Raw genomic sequence first — 22644 nt, 5'->3', positions numbered from 1 at the left:
AGGTCAATGTTGTTTTTTCTTTAAAATCTTTATGATAATAAAGTTTAACATTATTAATTCTTATAAACAATTTTATACTTGCAATGTTACATATTCATAAAATAAAAGTAATCAAAATGAAACTTTGCAAAATAAAAAGTAATGAAACATATAGAATTTCATTACTTGATTCTATAAAGAATAACTATTTATTGTTAGTTATCTTTGCGATAATCCATCATGATAAAACTAGCTGCTTGAGATCTATTCTTGTAATAATATTGATTCAAATCAACTGTTCCTTCTATTTCACCATCTCGATACATCATTTCATTTGTGAAATTATTAATCATTACAAATTCAGAACGATTCCTAATTATGTCTAGATCATCATTTCTTGCAAAAAAATGCTCTAGATTTAAATGTGCGTAATCCAAATTTATACCTCCCACGTTAAAAATTGACTAGAACTTAAATATATTTATGAATGTTAGGTATGTTCATAATTAATTGTCGCATTACTGAGTTACTTATGTCTTAAACCATTATCTTGCATACTTTCATTATTCTATGTTTACTATTTAACACCCTTTTTTCAAATTACGCAAATGATAATTTAAATAAGTTAGTTTAAATTTTAGATATCCGGAAATTTTGTTTAAGTGCTTAAACTAGGAGCGAATTCCAAATACAATGAATTTTGATGACATATATCATAAATATCATAGAATTATTCATTATTTGTTAAAACGTTATTACGTCAAGTATAATTATGATGAATTTTATCAGTTATTGCTTATTAAACTGTGGCAATTATCTAAGAATTACAATAAGAATTCAAATATTTGTTTATCCTCTTATCTCTATCAACGGCTCAATTTTTACTTAATTGACTTATTTAGAAAAGAAAATTTGAAACCAGAAATAGTTGAAGTCGATGATTTACAAACTCCTCAAATTCCTTCTATTAATAGAGAAACAACTTACTTCGACTATAATGACATTTCCAAAATTTTAAATGCACAAGAACTCGCATGGTATAACTATTTTATTCAAGGCTATAAACAATTCGAAATTGCCGACTTAATGCATGTCTCTTTATCGAGTATTAAAAAGTATAAATCCTCTTCTATAAAAAAGCTCACCGATTACTATTTTAAAGGTGAATAATTTGATTCCACACAATTCTTACCATTTGCTTTATATTCAAACATTGCAACATAGTGAACATAAAACTAAATGCTGCTTTTCGACTTATGACATGGTGCTACCTTTTCCAATTAAAAAGGTACTAATTTATTATTTCGAACAGCATAATCAATCGTATTTGCAAAGGCTAAAGTTGGCAAAACGATTATTAGCAATTAATAAATTAGTACCTTTATATATATCTGACAAAGTTGTCCTCTTCCCTATAAAACATCAACGTGCACCTTTACAAACTTACATCAACGCATTAACAATTATCGGATTAACTTCTACTACAAATGGCGTCATCATTACTTTTGAAAATAATATCCAATTACGCGTTGATGAACCCTATTCGTTAATTTATAAAAAATGGCAAGAAAGTACATTATTGCATCATTTAGTACAAAAAACTATGCAGATTTATTAAATTTATATTCTAATAATTTTTTTGTAAAAAATGCAGTAACTGATTTAATGAGTAATAAACTTACGATTGCAAGAAGTACTGCACCTATTAAAATTAAGATCACATTTATAACTGGCATTGTAACTTGTGGATTTATAAAATAATTCACTGCAGTAAGACTTGTAATAAACCCTGCTAAAAATAACCCTAGCAAGAAAGCATAAATGAGTACCATTCCTATTAGTAAAAATAACAATGTGGAACTTGCTACTTCTTTTTGTTTAAATATGTTATTTTTTAAAAATTGATTTGCGTACTGAATTGGTTTGCGATATTTCTTTGACTGAATATCCCCTTCATTATCCTCAACCTCATTATGGTAATGCGTTAAATTATTTTGTAATAGTTTTTTTTCCTTTTTATTTAAAAACCACAATTGCTTTTTAACTTTCTCTTCAAATTCTGTATGTTTCATACTATGTGGTTATCTCCTTCTAATATTATTTCTTTTAAATTTTAGCGAAGTTCTCATTTACTTACAAGTTAAAGATCAAAAGCTTTATTATATAAAAATACTCCGTTTCTATATGAAAGAGGTTGATTTAAAGAATCTACACACTACACACAGACATGAAAATGTTAATTGTATGTAGAAGTTCTAATCAATATCTTATAGAACGGAGTTATTTTTATTTTTTAAATTTTAAAGAATAGATAAACCTGAGCTTTGAATATCCTTAGCGAAACCTTTTACAGTATCAACTGATAATTCATTAATATCTCGACCTAAATTAGTATTTACTTTCTTAACTACATCTGCTGGACATGTAATAATGTCGGCACCAATTTCATCTGCTTGAATAACATTAAATAGTTCACGACAACTTGCCCATAATAATTTAACGCCTTCTTTACTATGCGCCACATCTACTGATTCTTTCATCAAAGGTAATGGGTCAACACCAGTATCAGCTATTCTACCCGCAAATACTGAAATATATGTAGGTACTCCTTCAGTTACCGCTTCAGTAATTTCTTTTACTTGCTCAATAGTGTACACTGCAGTAACATTTAAACGCACATTGTCCGCTGATAATTTTTTAATTAACGGAATTGTTGATTCGCCTTTAGTATTCACAACTGGAATTTTAACAAAAACATTATCACCATATTGTTTTAATATTTCAGCTTCTTTTTCCATAGTTTCTAAATCATCAGCGAATACTTCAAATGAAATAGATGCGTCTGGAATTTCTTTAACCGCTTCTTCAGCGAATGATTTATAATCTGTTACACCTGCTTTAGCCATTAAGCTAGGATTAGTAGTGAAACCGTCTACCTCTTTATTTTTATATGCTGCTTTCATTTGTTCAATATCTGCGCCATCTGCAAATACTTCGACATTTAATTTTGCCATTTCATTCTTCCTCCTTTAAGTTCGATTACGATGATAGTTAAATTACATCACAATAGATTTCTTATATGTATATGCTTCTTTTCATATGATGATCAGACTATTCCGCATCAATAAAATATTTATAAATTATTTATATCATTCTTAGAAACACTTGGCGAATGTTTTGCTTTTTAACAAAATTAATTATCAAATTCACTAGTCACTATTAAATGTTAATTAAAATATGGTAATATGATTAGATGATATTAGGTAGGAGGAACATTATGTCTAAGCCAAAAAAATACTTCTATATCTCAACAATTTTACTCATCATAAGTTTTTATTTTAATACATTCAACCCGCTATTAAATCAGCAAATTACTTCTGTTAAATATTTACTTATTGCGTGTAGTATCATTAATGTGATTATATTAATTGCTTCTATTATATTTTCAGATAAAGCGATTAAACATTTAGGTGATAAACAAGGATGGATAAGAATTGCGAGTAAAATTTTGCCAATAATCATTTTATTGGTGATTTTATTCCATATCTATGCCTCAATTAAGACATTTGGTATATTGTCGTAAACTTTTTTAAATGCCAGAACTAACTTTCTAATTAAAAAAATAATTAACCATTAGTGTTTAACGTAATAAAAATAATGAATAGGTGTGACAAAATGCAATATTTATTTGTGTTTATTGGGGGCTTATTTGGAGCATTACTAAGATATGTCTTATCAACTCTTAATGCCGATTCTGGATTACCACTCGGTACATTAATTGCGAATATTGTGGGTGCAATTTTAATGGGATATTTATCTTCGTTATCCATTCAATTTTTTAAAAACAACCCACTAATTAAAAAAGGTGTCACAACGGGACTACTAGGTGCTTTAACTACCTTTTCAACCTTCCAATTTGAATTAGTTACAATGTCACAAAATAATAGTATCACTTTGCTCTTTATCTATGGCTTAACCAGTTATATAGGAGGCATTCTTTTCTGCTGGTTAGGTGTTAAATTAGGAGGGCAACCTACATGATACATATATTACTTATTATGGTAGGTGGTGGCATTGGTGCTGTTATCAGAGCTTGGTTAACAGATGTCTTTAAAAGTAAAACAACGTCACCTATACCGATTGCAACTTTAATAGTCAATCTCGTTGGTAGTTTCTTAATTGGCTTCGTATTTGGGATAGCTCAAGATTATCAATTATTTTCACTGTTTTTTATAACTGGCGTCCTTGGAGGGTTAACAACCTTTTCAACTATGTCTTATGAACTCGTCCAATTTATTTCGCCAAGTTTTAAACCTGTTCAATTTTTTAGTTATTCTATTTTACAATTTGTAATAGGGTTTATCTCATGCTTTATTGGTTATTCGATATAAATAAATACACTTCATAGTTTTAAGATTAAATCTTGCAACTATGAAGTGTATTTTTATATTTTTACATTTTTATTAATGTCCCTCAAATGTTGCTGGATCAGGACCAATGCGTTGATCTTTGTTTAGAGAATCAATTCGTTCCATTTGTTCATCTGTTAGTTCGAAATCAAAAACATTAATATTTTCCTCTATTCTTTGAGGTGTAACTGATTTAGGAATTACGATGACACCATGTTGCATGTTCCAACGAATGACGACTTGTGCTGCCGATTTATTAACTTCTTTACCAATTTGATTAAGTGTTTCATCATCTAAGATTTGGGCATTCATAAATGGTGACCATGACTCCATATGGATATTTTGTACTTCTAAATATTTACGTAGTTTATTTTGAGTAAAATATGGATGAAATTCTACTTGGTTGATGACTGGCTTAATAGAAACTTGAGCTAATAATGCTTCAAAGTGTTCTGCATTGAAGTTACTTACACCAATATTTTTAACCTTATCATCTTTATATAAATCTTCCATACCTTTCCATGTATCAATCATTATTGCTTCATTAGTACCAGGCCAATGAACAAGATATAAATCTAAATAATCTAGTCCTAATTTATTGATACTTGTTTCATAAGCATTTGCAACATTTTCACGCCCAAAATCTTCAAAATATAGTTTTGATGTAATGAATAAATCTTTACGTTCTAACCCAGTAGCTTCCAGACCCTCTTTAATGCCTAAACCAACTTGTTCTTCATTACCATATACTTTAGCTGTATCAATACTACGATAACCTGAGACAATTGCATGTTTAACTGCTTCCTTACATTCATCGTTATTTTCTACTCTAAAGGTACCAATTCCAACTTTAGGCATTGTGTGACCATTATAAAATTCAATTGTTTCCATAAAAGAAACCTCTTTTCTTTATATTTTAATAATTACTACTCTATTCCCATAATTGTCCATATTGAAAACTTTAATATTAGTTTAGTTTATTATTTTAATAAGCTTCTCCTCAAAATAAAAAACCCGAGATATAACCATATCTCGGATTAATACTAATTAAATGATTCAATTTTATCCATAACATTTTGTAATTCATCTACGTTATATTGAATACGTCCATGGAATACAAACTTATTAAAGAACTCATCTAATTGGTCAGGTCCCACTAGAACTTTAACACTTGAACTTTGTGCATAATTTGAAATCGTTACGTCTCCATCGTATTTAGGATTAAAGTATAAAATCGCAGTTGGCGTATATTTAGCACCTAATTGTGTTTGCAAGTCTGACGCTAACTTTTCAATTGAAGTAAGTTGCTCTGAGTAATTAACGAATGACAATGAAGATTTATCTTCATTTTGATCGAGTACTAGTGTTTGAGGTGACTTAGCATCTAAATCTAAAGTACTAAATACTTGTTCCATCATAGGCAATTCGTTAAATTGCTTACCACTTATACCTTGATAAACATGCCCTTTTAATAGTTGAGAATCTATAATATATAGACCTGTACGCGTAAGTACAAGGTGACTAATGCGTTCAATATCATTGAATTCATTACTTGGTAAGAAGATGTTTGCCATTATATGCATATCTTCAGGTCTAATACGTTTTTCTTTCACTAAACGATCTCTAATTCCAATTAAACGCATATCTGTAACATATTCACTTTTGTTTTTTGAGAATAGTTTCAATGCATCAATTTCACGATCTTTACCGCTTACAGTTGCATCAAAATCTTCTTTTTGTTTAGTAACTTGCTTTTTATTTTGTATGCGTTCTTTCTCTAGGGCTTCGTCATGTGACGCTTTCATTTGCTTTTCTTTTAAGTCGTATTCTTCTTTTGTTTTCTGTTTAATATTATTTTTACTTTTAAGTGTAACTAAGAATAATATTAAACAGATAATTGCAACTACAATTGCTACGATTAAACCAATTTCGATTGGTCCAAATGAATTCATTAAATCAACGCTCCTTTAATCTATCAGTAAATCTAATTATAATAGAAACTATCTATAATTTCGACAATTTCTTTATATTATTTAAAGCGTTTATTAAGCTTGAACAGCATCTTTTAATACATTGACTTTATCTAATTTCTCCCATGGTAACAATACATCTGTTCTACCAAAGTGACCATAAGCAGCAGTTTGTTTGTATATAGGATGCTTTAAATCTAACATTTTAATGATACCTGCTGGACGTAAATCAAAGTTAGCTCTAACAGCTTCAACAAGTTGAGCTTCTGAAACTTTGCCCGTTTTAAATGTATCAATTGAAATTGAAACTGGTTCAGCCACGCCAATAGCATAAGCAAGTTGTACTTCACATTGGTCTGCTAGTCCTGCAGCAACAATATTTTTAGCTACATATCTTGCCGCATAAGCTGCTGATCGGTCTACTTTAGTTGGGTCTTTACCACTAAAGCAACCTCCTCCATGACGTGCATAACCACCATAAGTATCAACAATGATTTTACGTCCTGTTAATCCAGCATCACCTTGAGGTCCACCGATAACAAATCTTCCAGTTGGGTTGATAAAGAATTTCGTTTCATTATCAATTAATCCTTCAGGAACTGTTGGGTATATAACATGTTCTTTAATGTCACTTTGAATTTGTTCTAACTCAATGTCATCAGCATGTTGAGATGATACTACAATCGTGTCAATACGCTTAGGTTTATCTGATTCATCGTATTCAACTGTTACTTGAACTTTACCGTCCGGTCTTAAGTAGTCTAAAATTCCATCTTTACGTACATCAGATAAACGTTTAGCTAATTGATGAGATAAAAAGATAGGTAAAGGCATATATGTTTCTGTTTCATTTGTAGCATATCCGAACATTAAACCTTGGTCACCGGCACCAGTAGCTTCAATCTCTTCTTCTGAAATATCATTTCTGTATTCAAGTGCTTTGTCAACACCTTGTGCAATATCTGGTGACTGCTCATCGATTGCAGTTAAAACTGCCATAGTTTGGTAATCATAACCATATTTAGCACGAGTATAGCCAATACCTTTAATTGTTTCTCTTACAACTTTAGGGATATCTACATATGTTGATGTAGATATTTCACCTGAAATTAGAGCCATTCCAGTTGTTACAGTAGTTTCACAAGCAACACGTGCATTAGGGTCATCTTTTAAGATTTCATCTAAAATGGCATCAGATACTTGGTCAGCAATCTTATCTGGATGTCCTTCTGTCACTGATTCTGAAGTAAATAAACGTTTATTGTAAGTCATGATTTGCTCCTTTTATAACTATATTTACGAAAATTCTCTTTTAAATGTGAGCTCAAAAATAAAAGAGCCTTCTTCACTATTCAAGACAGAGAGAAGGCTCTTAAACGTCCATTCGCTCTTATCGTTCAGACGAGTATATGTCTGCAAACGGTTTGGCACCTTTCTTTTAAAAAAGAGGTTGCTGGGTTTCATTGGGTCCATGTCCCTCCACCACTCAGGATAAGAGAATCCGTTAAGAACTATACTACCTAATTCATTTATTAATGTCAATTTTGTTTTTACATGTTTTTTTGTCTTTTCCAGGTGGAATAATTACGGCATTATGTTATACTATTTTCATGTAAAGGCTTACAATATTGAATTTTTATAACACACGCTGGAGGGATTGGGTATGTCAGTAGATACATACGGCGAAACACCTAAAATAAAAAAATTATTGGAAAAAGAAAGCTCTCTTTTTCAGCTTTCAACAACTCAACTTTATTACAAAATTATGGATAATAATGAAGGAGAATTAACTGAACTTGGTGCTATCAATGCGAGCACTGGTAAATACACTGGACGTTCACCTAAAGATAAATTCATTGTTACAGAACCTTCTTATAAAGATAATATTCATTGGGGAGATATCAATCAACCTATCGATGAAGAAACTTTCTTAAATCTCTACTCTAAAGTTTTAGACTATCTTGATAAAAAAGACGAACTTTACGTTTTTAATGGTTATGCAGGTAGTGACAAAGACACACAATTAAAACTTACAGTTATCAACGAACTTGCATGGCACAACCTTTTTGCTCAAAACATGTTTATCCGCCCAGATTCTAAAGAAGAAGCTAGTAATATAAAACCTAACTTCACAATTGTTTCAGCACCTCACTTTAAAGCTGATCCTGAAGTTGATGGAACTAAATCTGAAACTTTTGTTATTATTTCATTCAAACATAAAACCATTTTAATTGGTGGTACAGAGTATGCTGGTGAAATGAAAAAAGGTATCTTCTCAGTAATGAACTATTTGCTTCCAATGCAAGATATTATGAGTATGCATTGTTCTGCGAATGTTGGAGATAAAGGAGACGTAGCCTTATTCTTCGGATTATCAGGTACAGGTAAAACAACTTTATCAGCAGCACCGGATAGAAAATTGATTGGTGATGATGAACACGGTTGGAATAAAAATGGTATTTTCAATATTGAAGGCGGTTGTTACGCAAAAGCAATCAACCTTTCTAAAGAAAAAGAACCTCAAATTTATAACGCGATTCAATACGGTACTATATTAGAGAATACTGTGGTTAACGAGCGTGGTGTTGTTGATTTCGATGATAATTCATATACTGAAAATACACGTGCTGCTTATCCAATTCATCATATTGATAATATTGTATTACCATCTAAAGCAGCACATCCTAATACAATAATTTTCTTAACTGCTGACGCATTTGGTGTACTTCCACCTATTGCTAAATTAACTAAATCTCAAGCGATGTACCATTTCTTAAGTGGTTTCACTTCTAAATTAGCTGGAACTGAGCGAGGCGTTACTGAACCAGAACCATCATTCTCAACTTGTTTTGGTGCACCTTTCTTACCACTTAACCCTATTAAATATGCAGATTTATTAGGTGAGCTAATAGATAAACATGATGTTGATGTATACTTAGTTAACACTGGCTGGACTGGTGGTAAATACGGCGTAGGTAGACGTATTAGTCTACATTACACTCGTTATATGGTAGATCAAGCAATTAAAGGTAAATTGAAAAATGCAGAGTTTACAAAAGATGAGAAATTCGGTTTAAGTATTCCTACTGAAATGGAAGATGTTCCAAAAACAATACTTAATCCAATTAATGCTTGGAGTGATTCTGATAAATATCGCGCTCAAGCGGATGACTTAATCCAACGTTTTGAAGAAAACTTCAAGAAATTCGGTCCAGAAGTTGAAGAAATTGCTAACACTGGTGGCTTTAACAAATAATTAAATATTTATTAAAAAGACAACGTATAAGGCATACTGTACTGAACCCTTATACGTTGTCTTATTAAATTTCTTCACATTTCGTCATCCATTGATGCACATAATCGAGCGCTAATTTCATTGCTTGTGGTCTAGGTACATGCCCTTCATTAAGTTGATAAAATGTATCATGAACAACACCTTTTAATTTCAATTGTTCTTCTAAGTAATAGGCATGATGAATACCTACTTGTTTATCCTTGCCACCATGAACGATTAAAATTGGTGGACTATTAGAATCAATAAGTTTTATCGCATCTCTTTGGTCATAAGATTCTTTATTTTTGGAAGGATGTCCTACCATTCGACGCAACATCCCTCTTAAATCAGCACGTTCTTCATACATCAAGTGCATGCTTGATACACCACCCCAGATGATGTAACTATCGACTGGGTAATCTTGATATGTAAGTAGTCCTTGTATTCCACCTCTTGAAAAACCAATCATGTGTATATATGCATTAGGAAATCGTTGTTTAAGTATCTTTATGAGATAGGTAACATCTTTTAAATCAGCGTTAGCAAACTCATCTCTACCTTCACTTCCATTACTTCCTCTATAATAAGGACCTACAACTAAGGTATTATCATTTGCAAACTGCATTAGTCTTGCTGCACGTACACGTCCGACTTGTCCCTTACCTCCTCGCAAATATACTACGATTCTTTTTACTGTCTTCGTTAAAGGACACATCTGTAATGCTTTTACTTTTAAGCCATCAACTTTATAAGTAATTTCATCAAATTGATGCGTTCTTGATGCTATAGGCATTTTTTTAGTCGCGATAATATCCAAGTTCTATCATCCTCTCGACACATTTAAGAATTGCATTATCTTGTATTAAATAACTTTGTTTATCTAATGGAATGGAATTAATATTATCAAATAATAATGGCCCTCTCGTTTCTAAATAATCACTTTTCTCTTTAAATGATTTAATCTTCACGATATATACATCTTTTTTGAAAATTGAGTTATCGAATGTATGAACCTGATATTGAGCAATATAATCTATCGTTTCAGGTATACCTCCTGTTTCTTCAAAAAGCTCTCTCTTGATAGCTTGTATGCTTTCTTCTCCTTTTTCAACCTTGCCACCCGGGAACTCTATGCCACGTAATTTATGTTGGGTAAATAGTAACTGACTCTGATATAACGGAATAGCTAAAACATGATTACCATCTGGATGGTCGTTGTTCGTTTTGTAACACATTGTGACACGTCTATTATCTTTATCTAGAAACTCCATATTCCATACTACTCCCTTCAATATGTTAAACTTATTTATAATCGTATTACTTGTTGGAGGCCTATAATGTTAAAAAAATTATTTCTTGGAATAATCCATATATATCAACGCTATATTTCACCTATGACACCACCCACATGCCGATTTTATCCTACGTGTTCAGAATATACACGAGAAGCGATTGAAGTTTACGGCCCACTCAAAGGCGGCTACATGGGAATACGTCGCATTCTTAAATGTCATCCACTACATAAAGGTGGGTTTGATCCAGTTCCTTTAAAAAAGGATAAACATAAACATAGACACTAATTTAATTTATATAATTTTGATTTATCGATTTGAGGGGGATGAAATGAAATCATCCCCTCTTTTAATTTACCGACACCTTGCGTGAAATCGTCAGTAAAATAATAACCATCTGGGGTTACATCCCCAGGATAATCACCTTCTCGAGCTAATAATGCAGTAAAGTAACGACTTAGTCCATATTCGTACATTCCACCGATAACCACTTTAATATCAATTGATTTCAATTCACGAATCAATGATTGTACTCTATCAAGTCCACCCACTCTAAATGGTTTAACAATCACTACTTTAACCGGGAATTGGTTAACAATTGAGATAATACTATTGATATCAGTAGCTTTTTCATCGATTGCAATTGCAGGGTATTGCGTATGATCAATGTTTAAAGTTGAAGACAACGATTTAAATGGTTCTTCTATATAAAGTATATTTTGGTCATTTATAGATTCTAGTTTTTGAAAATCAGAAACATCTAGTGACTCATTAGCATCTAATGCTAATTCAAAATCATAACGCAATATGTCATCTAAAAGTGTGATGTCATCATTCAGTTGACCTGTCCATTTCAACTTTATACGTTTGGGTTGAGTTTGTTTTAAATACTCAAGTTGTTGTGTACTTAAGCCACTTATCGTTGCACCATATGCTACTTTAAACTTCGGTAAATCATGATACATCTGATAAATCGCCATAACTACAGTACTTCTCGCTGTGGGATAATTGTCAAGTATATCTAAATATGGTTTCCAATCTTCATATACATGAAATGACTTATGTATGACGCTTTCCGCCCATTGAGAAAGTGTTTCTTGTACAGTTTCAATCGTTTCTTCGTTGTACCAATTTGTTTCAAATGCATTGCACTCTCCAAAAAAAGATTGATCATCTTCACTTAAGATTTCAACAATAAGTGCTTTTCGGTATGTCATTTTAACTTTAGGAGTTACAATTGGATTTTTAAATTCGTGATTGTAAAGATAAAAATTTACTGCTTTAATCCTCATATTATTGTCCTTTATTAATCATTTTGTTGCGTTGTAATTTACCTGTAGAAGTGTATGGTAAACTTTCAACCTGATGAAAGGCTTTGGGTACTTTATATTTTGCCAAATACGTTTTCAAATATTTAGTTAATTCTATTTCTGGAATTGTATCATCTGAAACATAATATAGTACTGGTATTTGACCCCACGTCGCATCCTCTTGCGCTACACATACAGCGTCATTAATATCTGAGTGTGTTTTAGCAATTGTTTCAATCTCATAAGGATAAATATTTTCCCCACCACTTATGATCAAATCTTTGCGACGATCATAAACCATCACAAATCCTTCCTCATCAATTTCTGCTATATCACCAGTCTTAAAGTATCCATCCTCAAAAGTATCGCTCAACCCTGTTGGATATAAATAACCGTTCATTACATTGTTCCCTTTTATGAGAAGTTCGCCATGACCTTCACTATTTGGATGTTTAATACGTACATTAACGTTTTCGCTTGGTTTGCCAACAGTATCATACCGTTGTGCAAGCATCTCGGGTGTAGCAGTTAGAAATTGAGAACACGTTTCTGTCATTCCAAATGAATTGTATATCGGCAACTGATCATTTAGCGCTTCATCAATTAATGTAGATGACAATTTGGCGCCTCCAAGTAGTATTTTTTCAAGTGAGAAAGGCTGATTTAATCCTGCATCCATAAGCCATTTAAGTGTTTGTGGCACTAAAGATACATGTGTAGGTCTTTCTTCTTTAATAATCGCTAACATCGTTTGCGTATTATATTTTTCCAGTATACGTACCGTAAAACCCTCGATTATAGAACGTAACAACACACTGAGCCCTGAAATATGATATATCGGTAAAACAGATAACCATTTCGTAGTTTCATCATATCCTAAACTTTTTTTACAACCAATCGCACTTGCATAATGATTTTTAAATGTTTGTGGTACTGCTTTTTGAGGCCCTGTCGTACCTGATGTAAACATGATTGATGCAATACGTTCATCATTAAATGTTTCGTCATTGGTATGACTTGGATATTGTTCTAATTCAGATAAATGTATCACATTGAAATGCGACAAATGAAAAGGTTGCGTCGTAAATATAGTTGTAATATTAATGGAATTCATTTGATTTATCATTTCAGTTTCTGTTAATCGTGTGTTTAACATTGCTATTTCAACATTAGCTAACCAACACGCGTTTATAAGCGTAATAGACTCAATATCATTCTTAATGTACAATCCTACTCTATTCAAATTCAAAGAAACTATATGTTCTGAAATTGAAAGTGCTTTATCATATAATTCTTTAAATGTTATAGAATGATTTCCATCTGTAACTGCTATCTTATCTCTATTTTTAATACTTTGCTCTTTTAACCAAAAATCCACTTTTCATTCCTCCATATACATACATTATAATTATAACGATATTTGAGTTAGTTAGCATTGGTTGTGTTTAAGAAGCAGCATATTTTAATGCCATTAACTAATAACTATAAAGATTTAAAGTGTATTTTAACTATAAATAATAAGCTACTTTTATTTTAAAAAAATAAAAAGAGTTTAAAGTGATGATTACCACTTCAAACTCTGATAAGCTATGATATTCAATTATTGCCTAGCCTCATAGTAGGCTGGCTACTGGTTGCAATGTATTTCGTTTTATAAGCTCCACGCATTGTCGTTGACGTAAATATATTATAATATTTTTATATAATAAAACCAACATAAATTTTATCCACTAATTCTTCCATTTCACCTTCAATCGATAATTGAATAATGCGATCATGATTGTAACTTAAAGATATTCTATTTTTTAAATCTATCAGTATTTTTAATTTGATATAAAAGAGAGCTAGAGTACCCATTACTCTAACTCCATTTTCTGCTTATGTTGAAATTTTCATTTCAAATCCTCGAAAATCAATGTATTTCGTTTTATAAGCTCCACGCATTGTCGTTGACCTAAATATATTATATTGTTTTTATATAATAAAAACAATATAAATTAAATACTAAATATTCCATCTTATCTCATTGGGAGTGGGACAAAAATAATATAATGAAGCTATTTTGCAAATTCGCAGTAGCTGACTGAATTGAAAATGCGCTTAAATCAAGCTTTTTTCAATTCTAGTCACCCTTGCGGAGGTGAGCGGAGCCCCAACACAAAAAATCACGAAAGTATTTTACAAGCTAAGCAAGTTGGGGACGGGACCCCAGAAGAGAGAATTTCAATAAGAAATTCCACAAGCAAAGCAAGCTGGGAGCGGATGACGAATTTAAAAAAAATTCTGTCCCACTCCCCTATACATTACAACTTACTAAAAATAAAAAAGCAAGGTCAACGTGTCAGTAAATTGTTTTCTTGACACGTTTTGACACTTGCTAACTCGAAACCCTATTGTATAAGGCTTATCATATGGAGAGCAAGGGATTCGAACCCTTGAAACGCTTATGGCGCTTACACACTTTCCAGGCGTGCTCCTTCGGCCAGACTCGGACAGCTCTCCTCAATATTAGTTATATATATACATAAAAAAACAGAAGCGATATTTCACTTCTGTTTGTATGACTCCTACGGGACTCGAACCCGTGTTACCGCCGTGAAAGGGCGGTGTCTTAACCGCTTGACCAAGGAGCCATGGCTCCGCAGGTAGGATTCGAACCTACGACCGATCGGTTAACAGCCGATAGCTCTACCACTGAGCTACTGCGGAATAATATGATGGAGCGGGTGATGGGAATCGAACCCACAACATCAGCTTGGAAGGCTGAGGTTTTGCCATTAAACTACACCCGCGTAGTAAACGATTATGGGGCGGTTGAAGGGAATCGAACCCTCGAATGTCGGAACCACAATCCGATGCGTTAACCACTTCGCCACAACCGCCAAAATGATTGAATGGTTCAGGACAGAGTCGAACTGCCGACACATGGAGCTTCAATCCATTGCTCTACCAACTGAGCTACTGAACCGTAATAAGTAATGGCGGTCTCGACGGGAATCGAACCCGCGATCTCCTGCGTGACAGGCAGGCGTGTTAACCGCTACACTACGAGACCTATTAAAACTATGTATTGCGGGAGGCGGATTTGAACCACCGACCTTCGGGTTATGAGCCCGACGAGCTACCGAACTGCTCCATCCCGCGCTAATATTATTTACGTCTCAAAAATCAGTACTTAACAAGTATATCATTTTATATTATCTAATGTCAATAATTATTTTAAATAAATTTTACATTCATTTAATCGAATCTTCATATTGAAATGCGACAATTGACTAATAGCTATCGCCTTTCGAATACTTTATTAGTATATATAGTATCATTAACTTAGTCAATAAGTATCGCAAACTATTTTGTGTAAAAAAACGCTACATTTAAAATATTTTAATTAAAGATACCAATTGGATATCTAATTGCACTTGAAAGTATCTCTATATTTAATTATCAACCTTAATGATAATAAAAAGTAGGTAGCTTTAACTCCCTACTTAAATTAGTTTAAATATATGACTATTAATAATTAAATCACATGTTTTATTATTTAGTCATGTAATGTTGCATTTTCTCTTGTAATTCAGTAAAGGATACAAAGCCCTCTTCTTCTAAGAAATGTCCACCTTCATTAACAATTTTAGTCTTACCACCTAATTCGTCAATTAAGTTTTGAGTTTCTAAGTAAGAAACATAAGAATCATCTTTTGAAGCTAGTCCATAAAAGTGGTTAACTTTAGTTTTAATCAAGTCATAATCAATATTAAACTCCCCTACTTTTATTGAATCGTCTATTTTCTTCGCATCTTCTTTAAATCCTGCTATACTGAAGAACCCCTCAAATGGTCCATCAATTGATAGACCTTCAATGTATTTCAAAGTAGCCAATGAACCATACCCATGAGTGACAAAATAAGTATCTTTAGATAAAAGTTCAATTTGTTGATTTAATTCGAAGACCCAATTGTCTATATCATCATTCTTACTTTCATCTAAATGGAATAGTTGAACATCGTAACCTTCTAGTTCTAAATTATGTTGCAACCACTTATACCAGTGGTTATGAGAATTTCCTAATTGTGAATGAACTATAATTACATTAGTCATTAATATTTTTACCTCCTTAAACTTAAATAATAATTCTCAATTTATATAACAAAACACTTTTAAAGAGGCAAATTCGCCTCAAAAAAAGTGTTTAAATTATTATATTTCATCAAGCAATTCTTCCACAGCATTTTTACCTTGTTGAATACAATCTGGAAGCCCAACCGCTTCAAATGGTGCTCCTGTAATTCTGAGCGCAGAATAAGTATTTTTAACGTGCTGTTGAATTTTTCTTATTTGACCAATATGACCAATGTGATATTGAGGCATGCTTTTAGTCAAACGATTAACAATTGTAAACTCCGGATCTCCATGAAAAGTCATCATTTTATTTAAATCACGACGTGCGATAGTCGCAATTTCTTCATCAGTATGATCTTCAACAACTGTATCACCTGGTTTACCTACATATGCTCTAATTAAAACTTTTCCTTGCGGTGTAGTAAAAGGCCATTTTTTACTAGTCCAAGTACAAGCTGTAATATTTGTATTACTTGTTCTCGCGATGACAAAACCAGTACCGTTATATGTGTTTTCAATATTCTTCTCATCAAATGCAAATACAACTGTTGCAACTGAAGTAGAATCCATCTCGTTAAAGTATTTAAAAGCTTGATCGTGATTGAACCATTTCATAAATGCTTGATGAGGCGTAGTAATTAAAATACCATCAAATTGTTCACTGTATTGATCAGTTACTATTTCATAATTGTCATTGTTAATAATGATATCTTCTACATATGTTTGATATTTCATCTTTACGCCTTTATCTTGTACATTTTTAGCTAATGCTTCAATAAATGAACTTAATCCGTGACGAAATTGTCTAAATTGACCTTTAGGGGCACCAGGATATAATTGACGTTGTTTAATACGTTCAGCCTTTTCGTGTTGCATACCTTTGATTAAACTACCGTACTTTTCCTCTTGTTCTTTAAAATTAGGAAATGTACTCATTAAACTCAATCGATCTATATCGGTACCATAAATACCACCCATGAGGGGTTCTATTAAATTTTCAAGCACTTCATTTCCTAATCGTCTTCTAAAAAACGCTCCAACTGATATATCATCCTCAATTTTTATTGGAGGTATTACCAAATCTAGTCCCGCTCTTATCTTACCAATTGGTGAAATAAGTCTTGTTTTTAAAAACGGTTTAATATCAGTTGGGATGCCCATAATCGAACCACCTGGTATAGGATACAATTTATTTTTTGCGAAAATGTATGACTGACCTGTTTCATTAGTAATTAAATCATCTTCAAGTCCAATATCTTTTGCTATATCAGTCATGATTGTTTTTCGTCCAAGATAAGATTCAGGGCCTAGTTCTATAGTATATCCATCTTTACGATACGTCTGTATCTTTCCACCTGGACGATTTGTCGCTTCAAAAATGGTTACATCTATATCTGGTTTATAATGTTTTAAATAATATGCGCTTGAGAGGCCAGTTATACCTGCACCAATAATTGCAACTTTTTTACTCACATTGAGTCCCTTCCTTTATTAAAAAACTGTTTTTATTTCATCCACGATAGCATTAATAAATAATGGATCCGTGTTAGGCATTGTTGGACGATAGTAATTTGCTCCTATCTCATCACAAACAACTTTACATTCATAATCATTATCATACAGTACTTCCAAATGCTCACATACAAAACCTACTGGCGTGTAGATAAAGTGTTTATATTGATGTTCGTTGTACAATGTTCTTGTTAAATCTTGTACATCAGGTCCTAACCAAGGTGTACCTGTGTGACCCTCAGACTGCCAGCCTTGAGCAACGTGTTTAATATTTGAAGATGTTTGTAAACGATTCATTGTATCTTTTAATTCATCAGGGTATGGATCATTATTTTTTTCAATTAAACCTTTAGGCAAACTATGAGCTGATACAACTAAGATTGTCTCATCATGTTCATTTTGGGGAATTTGCTCTAAAGTTTCATTGATTTTATTAGTCCAATACTCAATAAATTTAGGTTGGTGATAATAATGTTCAACATGATGTAAAGCAATATCGTATTTATCGGCTTCTTCTTTAGCACGTTTATTGTATGATCCAACTGAGAAACTAGAATAATGTGGCGCTAAAACAACAGTAACCGCTTCTTTAATGCCATCTTTATACATTTTTTCTACAGCTTCTTCAATATAAGGAGAAATATGCTTTAGACCCAAATACAATTTAAATTCAACATCTTCATAAACTTGATTTAAAGCATCTTTTAATGTTTCAGCTTGACGATCAGTAGTGCCAGCTAAAGGAGAAAGACCACCAATAAATTCATATCGGTCTTTTAAATCTTGTAATTCCTCATCAGTTGGTCTCTTACCATGTCTAATATCTGTATAATATGGTTCAATATCACTCTCTTTATATGGTGTTCCATATGCCATAACTAATAAACCTACCGTCTTAGTCATTAAATAAAACCTTCCTTAATCTTTGTATTCTTAATACTATTTACTTGTATAATCATGAACAAATTGAGTAACTCGCTTTAATGTATCAGGTTGTACTTCAGGAAAAACACCGTGTCCTAAATTAAAAATGTGTTTACCTCTTTCCATACCCTCGTCCAAAATTTCACGTACTCTTTGCTCTATTACGTCCCAAGGCGCGAGTAACAATGAAGGATCTAAATTACCCTGTAAAGTTTTATTAACACCCATTTTTGTAGCTGATGAGATAGACGTACGCCAATCTAATCCAAGGACATCTATTGCTAAGTCATTCCATTCATTAATTAAATGGCTTGCACCCACTCCAAACATTATGACAGGAACATCATATTTAGCTTTAATTCCATTAATTAACTTATCCATTGAGGGTTTAATATAATATCGATAATCTTGAACATTTAAAGCACCAACCCATGAGTCGAAAATTTGAATCAGCTCTGCGCCCGCTTCAACCTGAGCAACCACATAGTCAATTGATACTTGTACGAGATGATTCATTAAGGCAAACCATGTTGCCTCATCTCCATACATCATTGCTTTAGTATAATTATAATTTTTTGAAGGACCGCCCTCAATCATATAAGAAGCTAATGTAAATGGCGCACCTGTAAACCCAATTAATGGTACATTCAATTTCTCTTGTGTTAGCAATTGAATTGTTTCAAGTACGTACGGTACATCACGTTTTGGATTAATTTGAGTTAATTTGTCTACATCAGATACAGATTTAATTGGATTGCTAATGACTGGTCCAATACCTGATTTAATATCAACATCAACACCAATTGGTTTCAAAGGTGTCATTATATCTTTATATAAAACTGCTGCATCAGTATTATAATTATCAACTGGTAATTGAGTTACATAAGCACATAATTCAGGTTGGTGTGTGATGTCGAAAAGTGAATATTTCTCTTTTAATTTTCGATATTCTGGTTGTGAACGGCCAGCTTGGCGCATAAACCATACAGGTGTATGAGATGTTTTTTCACCTTTAATCGTTTGTAAAATTGTATTATTTTTATTATGCACCTTATAGTCCTCCTAAATTAAAATCATTCTTATCTATAATATCATATGCTGATATAATTATCGTTTATCTACACTTAAATGTCATAAAAAAGACAAAGCATAAATGTAGATTTCAATTCATTAAATTATAATAATTTATTAACCATAATTATAGTATATTTATATGCTTAAAAATATCCCTCAATAAGACTAAATGAATTTTTAAAATATTTAAACAATACATACAATTATTATAGCTAGTATCATTAATTAATCGTATAATATAAACAACAAAGGAGGTATGAGTCATGAACATATATACAACTTATGGGACTTATGGTTACTTAAATCAAATCCGAACAAATAATACTGACAGAAATCTATTTTTATTTTCAACAAATGATTCTTCTGTAATTATTGAAGAATCAAATGAAAAATCAATTTTAAAACATCCAACTGTTTATACAACTGTTAATGCTATTAATGACTTAGATCAAACACATTTTTACTCAGCAATATTTATCCCTTCTTCTGATGATCATGTTCATCAATTAGAAAAACGTATTGCAAATTTGGAATTAAATTTCGATAAATTTGCCGGTTTTAAAAGTTATCGATTTTTAAAACCAGTGCAAGGAACAACTTACAAAGTTTATTTTGGTTTTGCTAATCGCCAAACTTACGAAGATTTTAAAGAAACAGATACATTTAAGGATTATTTTTCAAAAGATGCATTAAGACATTATTTTGGTTCTAGTAGCCAACATTCTAGCTACTTTGAGAGATATTTATATCCAATCAAGGAATAATAAAAAGGTTGCCTGTTAACTAGATGTAGTTTAGCTTGTTCTAGTTATAGGCAACCTTTTTAATCTTTAAGTAGTGATTCTTGATAATGTAATTTCTTAATTGTGCTTCTAATCGTTAACCACCCTACTATAAAGAAGATTAGAGCGAAAAAGAAATATTGTGGGTAAATACTGATAAATACAATTAAAAAAATTAATCCTATAATTAACATCAAGCGATAAAGAAATTTTTCATAGCCTTTAATCACTTCGACATCTGATACTGGCCAAACTTGAGGCCATAATCCATAGGCTTGTTGCTTATAAAATTGAGACATTTGCAATAATGTAATGTACATAAACAGACATCCAATAATTGCTGAAACAATCGGAAACGATAGCCAAATCATTAGCACTAATGCAATGACAATCAGTCTAAATATTATACTAAAAGCATCTCTACCTCTTACAAAGCTACGCGTGAACAGATATAAATACATATTTTTAGAATTAAATTTCCGGCCTTTAGGTGTAGGTAATAAGAAATCTAAATATCTACGTCTAACTGCAGACTCTTTTAAATGTTTAACATCCGTAAACATATTTACGAATTTATAATAATTTGTATGGTGTCTTTCTTCAATATTTATCATTCGTTCCCATGGATATAAATTAACTCGATTTAATTTAGGTAACGCTAACATTCCACCAATTAATATAAGAGTAAAGATAACTCCCCAGTATATTTGGTAACCCAATATTAAGTCATATGTCACTAAATTAATCAAAATTAAAATTAAACTTATACTCCAACTTGATTGCTTTAGTTGATACCATTGCCATCTCACTTTCAATCCAATCCATGGATGTATCAATGTTAAAATGCTCAAGATGATAAATGGTGTTATGAAATCACCATCTAATTTAGAAAATAATGGAAACAATATAATGAGTATTACTAATTGTATCGCTATTCTATTGAAATAACTGTAGCGAATGCTTAGGTTCATATAATCTTTCATATGTTTTTCAAAAGGCAATAAAAATATTCTATCTGCATCTTTTAAAAATGTTCGTATTGGAAAGATAGATGTTACAGCTAATATTATACTTGCACATAACGCATAATCTATATGTTTAGGTATATGTTGCAACCATTGACCATAACCTAATATAAATGCTCCCAATAAAATTAATAAAAATACTGAAAAATGGCCATTAAAAATAAATTTATTATAATAACGCTTTTCTTTTTGAATGGTGTTCAATCTAGATTTAAATAATGAAGTAGCTGAATTATCCATTTTCTTGACCACCTTGTGTGACATGTATATAGATGTCATCAAGTGTGTGACCACTTAAACCAGTTTGTTTACGTAGCTCCTCTAAATCACCGAAAGCAACCACTCTACCTTTATCTAAAATAATAAAACGATCACAATAACGTTCTGCAGTTGCCAAAATATGCGTACTCATTAAAATAGTACGTCCTTCATTTTTCTTTTCTACCATTAAATCCAACATAGATTGAATCCCTAGTGGATCAAGTCCTAAAAATGGTTCGTCAATAATATATAATTCTGGATTAACAATGAATGCACATATTATCATCACCTTTTGTTTCATACCTTTAGAGAAATGACTAGGAAAGACCTTTAATTCATTCTCTAATCTAAATGTTTTAAGTAAAGGTCTTGCACGTTTCATTGCTTCTTCTTTACTCAATTGATATGCCATTGCAGTCATCGCAATATGCTCTTCTAATGTTAATTCTTCATAAATAATTGGTGATTCAGGTATATAAGATAACTTTTTTCGATAAACTTCGATGTCATCTGTAATTTCTGTATTTGAAATAGAGAGATTACCCTCAGTTGGCGTTAATAAACCTAGCATATGTTTAATAGTTGTGCTTTTGCCTGCACCATTTAATCCAATTAAACCAACAATTTCCCCTGCTTTTAATTCAAAATTTATATCTTCAATAACAGGACGTTTCCCATAACCACCTGTTAAATGTTCAACTTTTACTGTCATA

25 protein-coding genes, 8 tRNA genes and 1 riboswitch are annotated in these 22644 nt (G+C 31.8%); of the genes, 8 read left to right on the top strand and 25 right to left on the bottom strand.

What is annotated here, in order from left to right; all coding sequences use genetic code 11:
* Positions 1-194: 194 nt before the first annotated feature.
* Positions 195-416, bottom strand: coding sequence for a hypothetical protein (locus tag SBL16_RS03405; RefSeq protein WP_107612526.1), 222 nt, complete (start codon positions 414-416; stop codon positions 195-197).
* Between the two features lie 256 nt (positions 417-672).
* Here SBL16_RS03405 and SBL16_RS03400 point away from each other — a divergent pair, with 256 nt between their 5' ends.
* Together SBL16_RS03400 and SBL16_RS03395 are read left to right on the top strand one after the other, a co-directional pair.
* Positions 673-1149, top strand: a complete 477-nt coding sequence (locus SBL16_RS03400) for a sigma-70 family RNA polymerase sigma factor (protein ID WP_053018781.1) — start codon at positions 673-675, stop codon at positions 1147-1149.
* Position 1150: 1 nt separating this feature from the next.
* Positions 1151-1597 carry a competence protein ComK gene (locus SBL16_RS03395; RefSeq protein WP_107612528.1) on the top strand — a complete coding sequence of 149 codons (447 nt, stop codon included), beginning with the start codon at positions 1151-1153 and terminating at the stop codon, positions 1595-1597.
* Here SBL16_RS03395 and SBL16_RS03390 read toward each other — a convergent pair.
* The gene (locus SBL16_RS03390; RefSeq protein WP_107612530.1) at positions 1581-2051 is read right to left on the bottom strand and encodes a hypothetical protein; all 471 of its coding nucleotides are present in this window, start codon (positions 2049-2051) and stop codon (positions 1581-1583) included. The two genes, SBL16_RS03395 and SBL16_RS03390, sit on opposite strands and share 17 nt — an antisense overlap.
* Before the next feature lie 228 nt (positions 2052-2279).
* Positions 2280-2993: a transaldolase gene (locus tag SBL16_RS03385; protein ID WP_011275446.1), complete on the bottom strand. Its 714-nt coding sequence runs from the start codon at positions 2991-2993 to the stop codon at positions 2280-2282.
* 263 nt (positions 2994-3256) lie between these two features.
* Between SBL16_RS03385 and SBL16_RS03380 the strand changes: the two genes are divergently transcribed.
* From SBL16_RS03380 to SBL16_RS03370, 3 genes are all read left to right on the top strand, one after another.
* A complete protein-coding gene (locus SBL16_RS03380; protein WP_317952706.1) occupies positions 3257-3562 on the top strand; it encodes a hypothetical protein in 306 nt (101 codons plus the stop codon).
* A gap of 92 nt (positions 3563-3654) precedes the next feature.
* Positions 3655-4020: a fluoride efflux transporter CrcB gene (gene crcB / locus SBL16_RS03375; RefSeq protein WP_107612534.1), complete on the top strand. Its 366-nt coding sequence runs from the start codon at positions 3655-3657 to the stop codon at positions 4018-4020.
* Entirely contained in the window at positions 4017-4370 is a 354-nt protein-coding gene (locus SBL16_RS03370) for a fluoride efflux transporter FluC (protein ID WP_053018779.1), read from the top strand. The genes crcB and SBL16_RS03370 overlap by 4 nt, the downstream gene beginning before the upstream one ends.
* A gap of 72 nt (positions 4371-4442) precedes the next feature.
* Here SBL16_RS03370 and SBL16_RS03365 read toward each other — a convergent pair whose 3' ends face one another.
* The 3 genes from SBL16_RS03365 to metK form a co-directional block, all read right to left on the bottom strand.
* Positions 4443-5279, bottom strand: a complete 837-nt coding sequence (locus SBL16_RS03365) for an aldo/keto reductase (protein WP_037536952.1) — start codon at positions 5277-5279, stop codon at positions 4443-4445.
* Positions 5280-5431: 152 nt separating this feature from the next.
* On the bottom strand, positions 5432-6340 hold the full coding sequence (locus tag SBL16_RS03360) for a hypothetical protein (RefSeq protein WP_317952702.1): 909 nt from the start codon (positions 6338-6340) through the stop codon (positions 5432-5434).
* 93 nt (positions 6341-6433) lie between these two features.
* A complete protein-coding gene (metK, locus tag SBL16_RS03355; protein WP_037538587.1) occupies positions 6434-7630 on the bottom strand; it encodes a methionine adenosyltransferase in 1197 nt (398 codons plus the stop codon).
* A gap of 115 nt (positions 7631-7745) precedes the next feature.
* A riboswitch (SAM riboswitch) is annotated at positions 7746-7856 on the bottom strand.
* Positions 7857-8021: 165 nt separating this feature from the next.
* Here metK and pckA point away from each other — a divergent pair.
* Entirely contained in the window at positions 8022-9614 is a 1593-nt protein-coding gene (pckA, locus tag SBL16_RS03350; RefSeq protein ID WP_037538590.1) for a phosphoenolpyruvate carboxykinase (ATP), read from the top strand.
* A 64-nt stretch (positions 9615-9678) separates the two neighbouring features.
* Here the strand turns inward: pckA and SBL16_RS03345 are convergent, their stop codons facing one another.
* Together SBL16_RS03345 and ytkD are read right to left on the bottom strand one after the other, a co-directional pair.
* A complete protein-coding gene (locus tag SBL16_RS03345) occupies positions 9679-10449 on the bottom strand; it encodes an alpha/beta hydrolase family protein (RefSeq protein ID WP_053016803.1) in 771 nt (256 codons plus the stop codon).
* Positions 10430-10903: an RNA deprotection pyrophosphohydrolase gene (gene ytkD / locus SBL16_RS03340; protein ID WP_107612546.1), complete on the bottom strand. Its 474-nt coding sequence runs from the start codon at positions 10901-10903 to the stop codon at positions 10430-10432. The genes SBL16_RS03345 and ytkD overlap by 20 nt, the downstream gene beginning before the upstream one ends.
* 66 nt (positions 10904-10969) lie before the next feature.
* On the opposite strand from ytkD, the gene yidD reads away from it, so the two are divergent.
* Positions 10970-11212, top strand: coding sequence for a membrane protein insertion efficiency factor YidD (yidD, locus tag SBL16_RS03335; protein ID WP_037538598.1), 243 nt, complete (start codon positions 10970-10972; stop codon positions 11210-11212).
* Here yidD and menC read toward each other — a convergent pair.
* The 15 genes from menC to hemE form a co-directional block, all read right to left on the bottom strand.
* The gene (menC, locus tag SBL16_RS03330) at positions 11209-12216 is read right to left on the bottom strand and encodes an o-succinylbenzoate synthase (RefSeq protein WP_107612548.1); all 1008 of its coding nucleotides are present in this window, start codon (positions 12214-12216) and stop codon (positions 11209-11211) included. The two genes, yidD and menC, sit on opposite strands and share 4 nt — an antisense overlap.
* A 1-nt stretch (position 12217) precedes the next feature.
* Positions 12218-13612, bottom strand: coding sequence for an o-succinylbenzoate--CoA ligase (menE, locus tag SBL16_RS03325; RefSeq protein WP_107612549.1), 1395 nt, complete (start codon positions 13610-13612; stop codon positions 12218-12220).
* A gap of 320 nt (positions 13613-13932) precedes the next feature.
* Entirely contained in the window at positions 13933-14091 is a 159-nt protein-coding gene (locus SBL16_RS03320; RefSeq protein ID WP_158260785.1) for a hypothetical protein, read from the bottom strand.
* 555 nt (positions 14092-14646) lie between these two features.
* Positions 14647-14736, bottom strand: a tRNA-Ser gene (locus tag SBL16_RS03315).
* A gap of 59 nt (positions 14737-14795) precedes the next feature.
* Positions 14796-14867 (bottom strand) — tRNA-Glu (locus SBL16_RS03310).
* 1 nt (position 14868) lies between these two features.
* A tRNA-Asn gene (locus SBL16_RS03305) sits at positions 14869-14943 on the bottom strand.
* A gap of 9 nt (positions 14944-14952) precedes the next feature.
* Positions 14953-15026, bottom strand: a tRNA-Gly gene (locus SBL16_RS03300).
* 14 nt (positions 15027-15040) lie between these two features.
* A tRNA-His gene (locus SBL16_RS03295) sits at positions 15041-15116 on the bottom strand.
* A gap of 13 nt (positions 15117-15129) precedes the next feature.
* A tRNA-Phe gene (locus SBL16_RS03290) sits at positions 15130-15202 on the bottom strand.
* 11 nt (positions 15203-15213) lie between these two features.
* Positions 15214-15289, bottom strand: a tRNA-Asp gene (locus SBL16_RS03285).
* A 15-nt stretch (positions 15290-15304) separates the two neighbouring features.
* Positions 15305-15378 (bottom strand) — tRNA-Met (locus SBL16_RS03280).
* Positions 15379-15771: 393 nt separating this feature from the next.
* The gene (locus tag SBL16_RS03275; RefSeq protein WP_107612689.1) at positions 15772-16332 is read right to left on the bottom strand and encodes an RBBP9/YdeN family alpha/beta hydrolase; all 561 of its coding nucleotides are present in this window, start codon (positions 16330-16332) and stop codon (positions 15772-15774) included.
* A 99-nt stretch (positions 16333-16431) separates the two neighbouring features.
* Positions 16432-17826, bottom strand: a complete 1395-nt coding sequence (gene hemY / locus SBL16_RS03270) for a protoporphyrinogen oxidase (protein ID WP_119472316.1) — start codon at positions 17824-17826, stop codon at positions 16432-16434.
* A gap of 18 nt (positions 17827-17844) precedes the next feature.
* A complete protein-coding gene (hemH, locus tag SBL16_RS03265) occupies positions 17845-18768 on the bottom strand; it encodes a ferrochelatase (RefSeq protein WP_107612693.1) in 924 nt (307 codons plus the stop codon).
* Positions 18769-18804: 36 nt separating this feature from the next.
* Positions 18805-19839 (bottom strand): uroporphyrinogen decarboxylase, encoded by a 1035-nt coding sequence (hemE, locus tag SBL16_RS03260; RefSeq protein ID WP_107612695.1) that lies wholly within the window; start codon positions 19837-19839, stop codon positions 18805-18807.
* Positions 19840-20126: 287 nt separating this feature from the next.
* On the opposite strand from hemE, the gene SBL16_RS03255 reads away from it, so the two are divergent.
* Complete coding sequence (locus SBL16_RS03255; protein ID WP_107612305.1) at positions 20127-20627, top strand: signal transduction protein TRAP; 501 nt, start codon at positions 20127-20129, stop codon at positions 20625-20627.
* 59 nt (positions 20628-20686) lie between these two features.
* Here SBL16_RS03255 and ecsB read toward each other — a convergent pair whose 3' ends face one another.
* Positions 20687-21910, bottom strand: coding sequence for an ABC transporter permease EcsB (ecsB, locus tag SBL16_RS03250; protein WP_317952691.1), 1224 nt, complete (start codon positions 21908-21910; stop codon positions 20687-20689).
* Complete coding sequence (gene ecsA / locus SBL16_RS03245) at positions 21903-22643, bottom strand: ABC transporter ATP-binding protein EcsA (RefSeq protein ID WP_107612303.1); 741 nt, start codon at positions 22641-22643, stop codon at positions 21903-21905. Before ecsA ends, ecsB begins: the two co-directional genes overlap by 8 nt.
* Between the last annotated feature and the right edge of the window lies 1 nt (position 22644).

The organism is Staphylococcus sp. NWU MK-U1 (assembly GCF_033283505.1).
Taxonomy (GTDB): domain Bacteria; phylum Bacillota; class Bacilli; order Staphylococcales; family Staphylococcaceae; genus Staphylococcus; species Staphylococcus haemolyticus.
The sequence above is the reverse complement of the archived record's forward strand: the minus strand, read 5'-3'. Positions and strand labels throughout refer to the sequence as shown.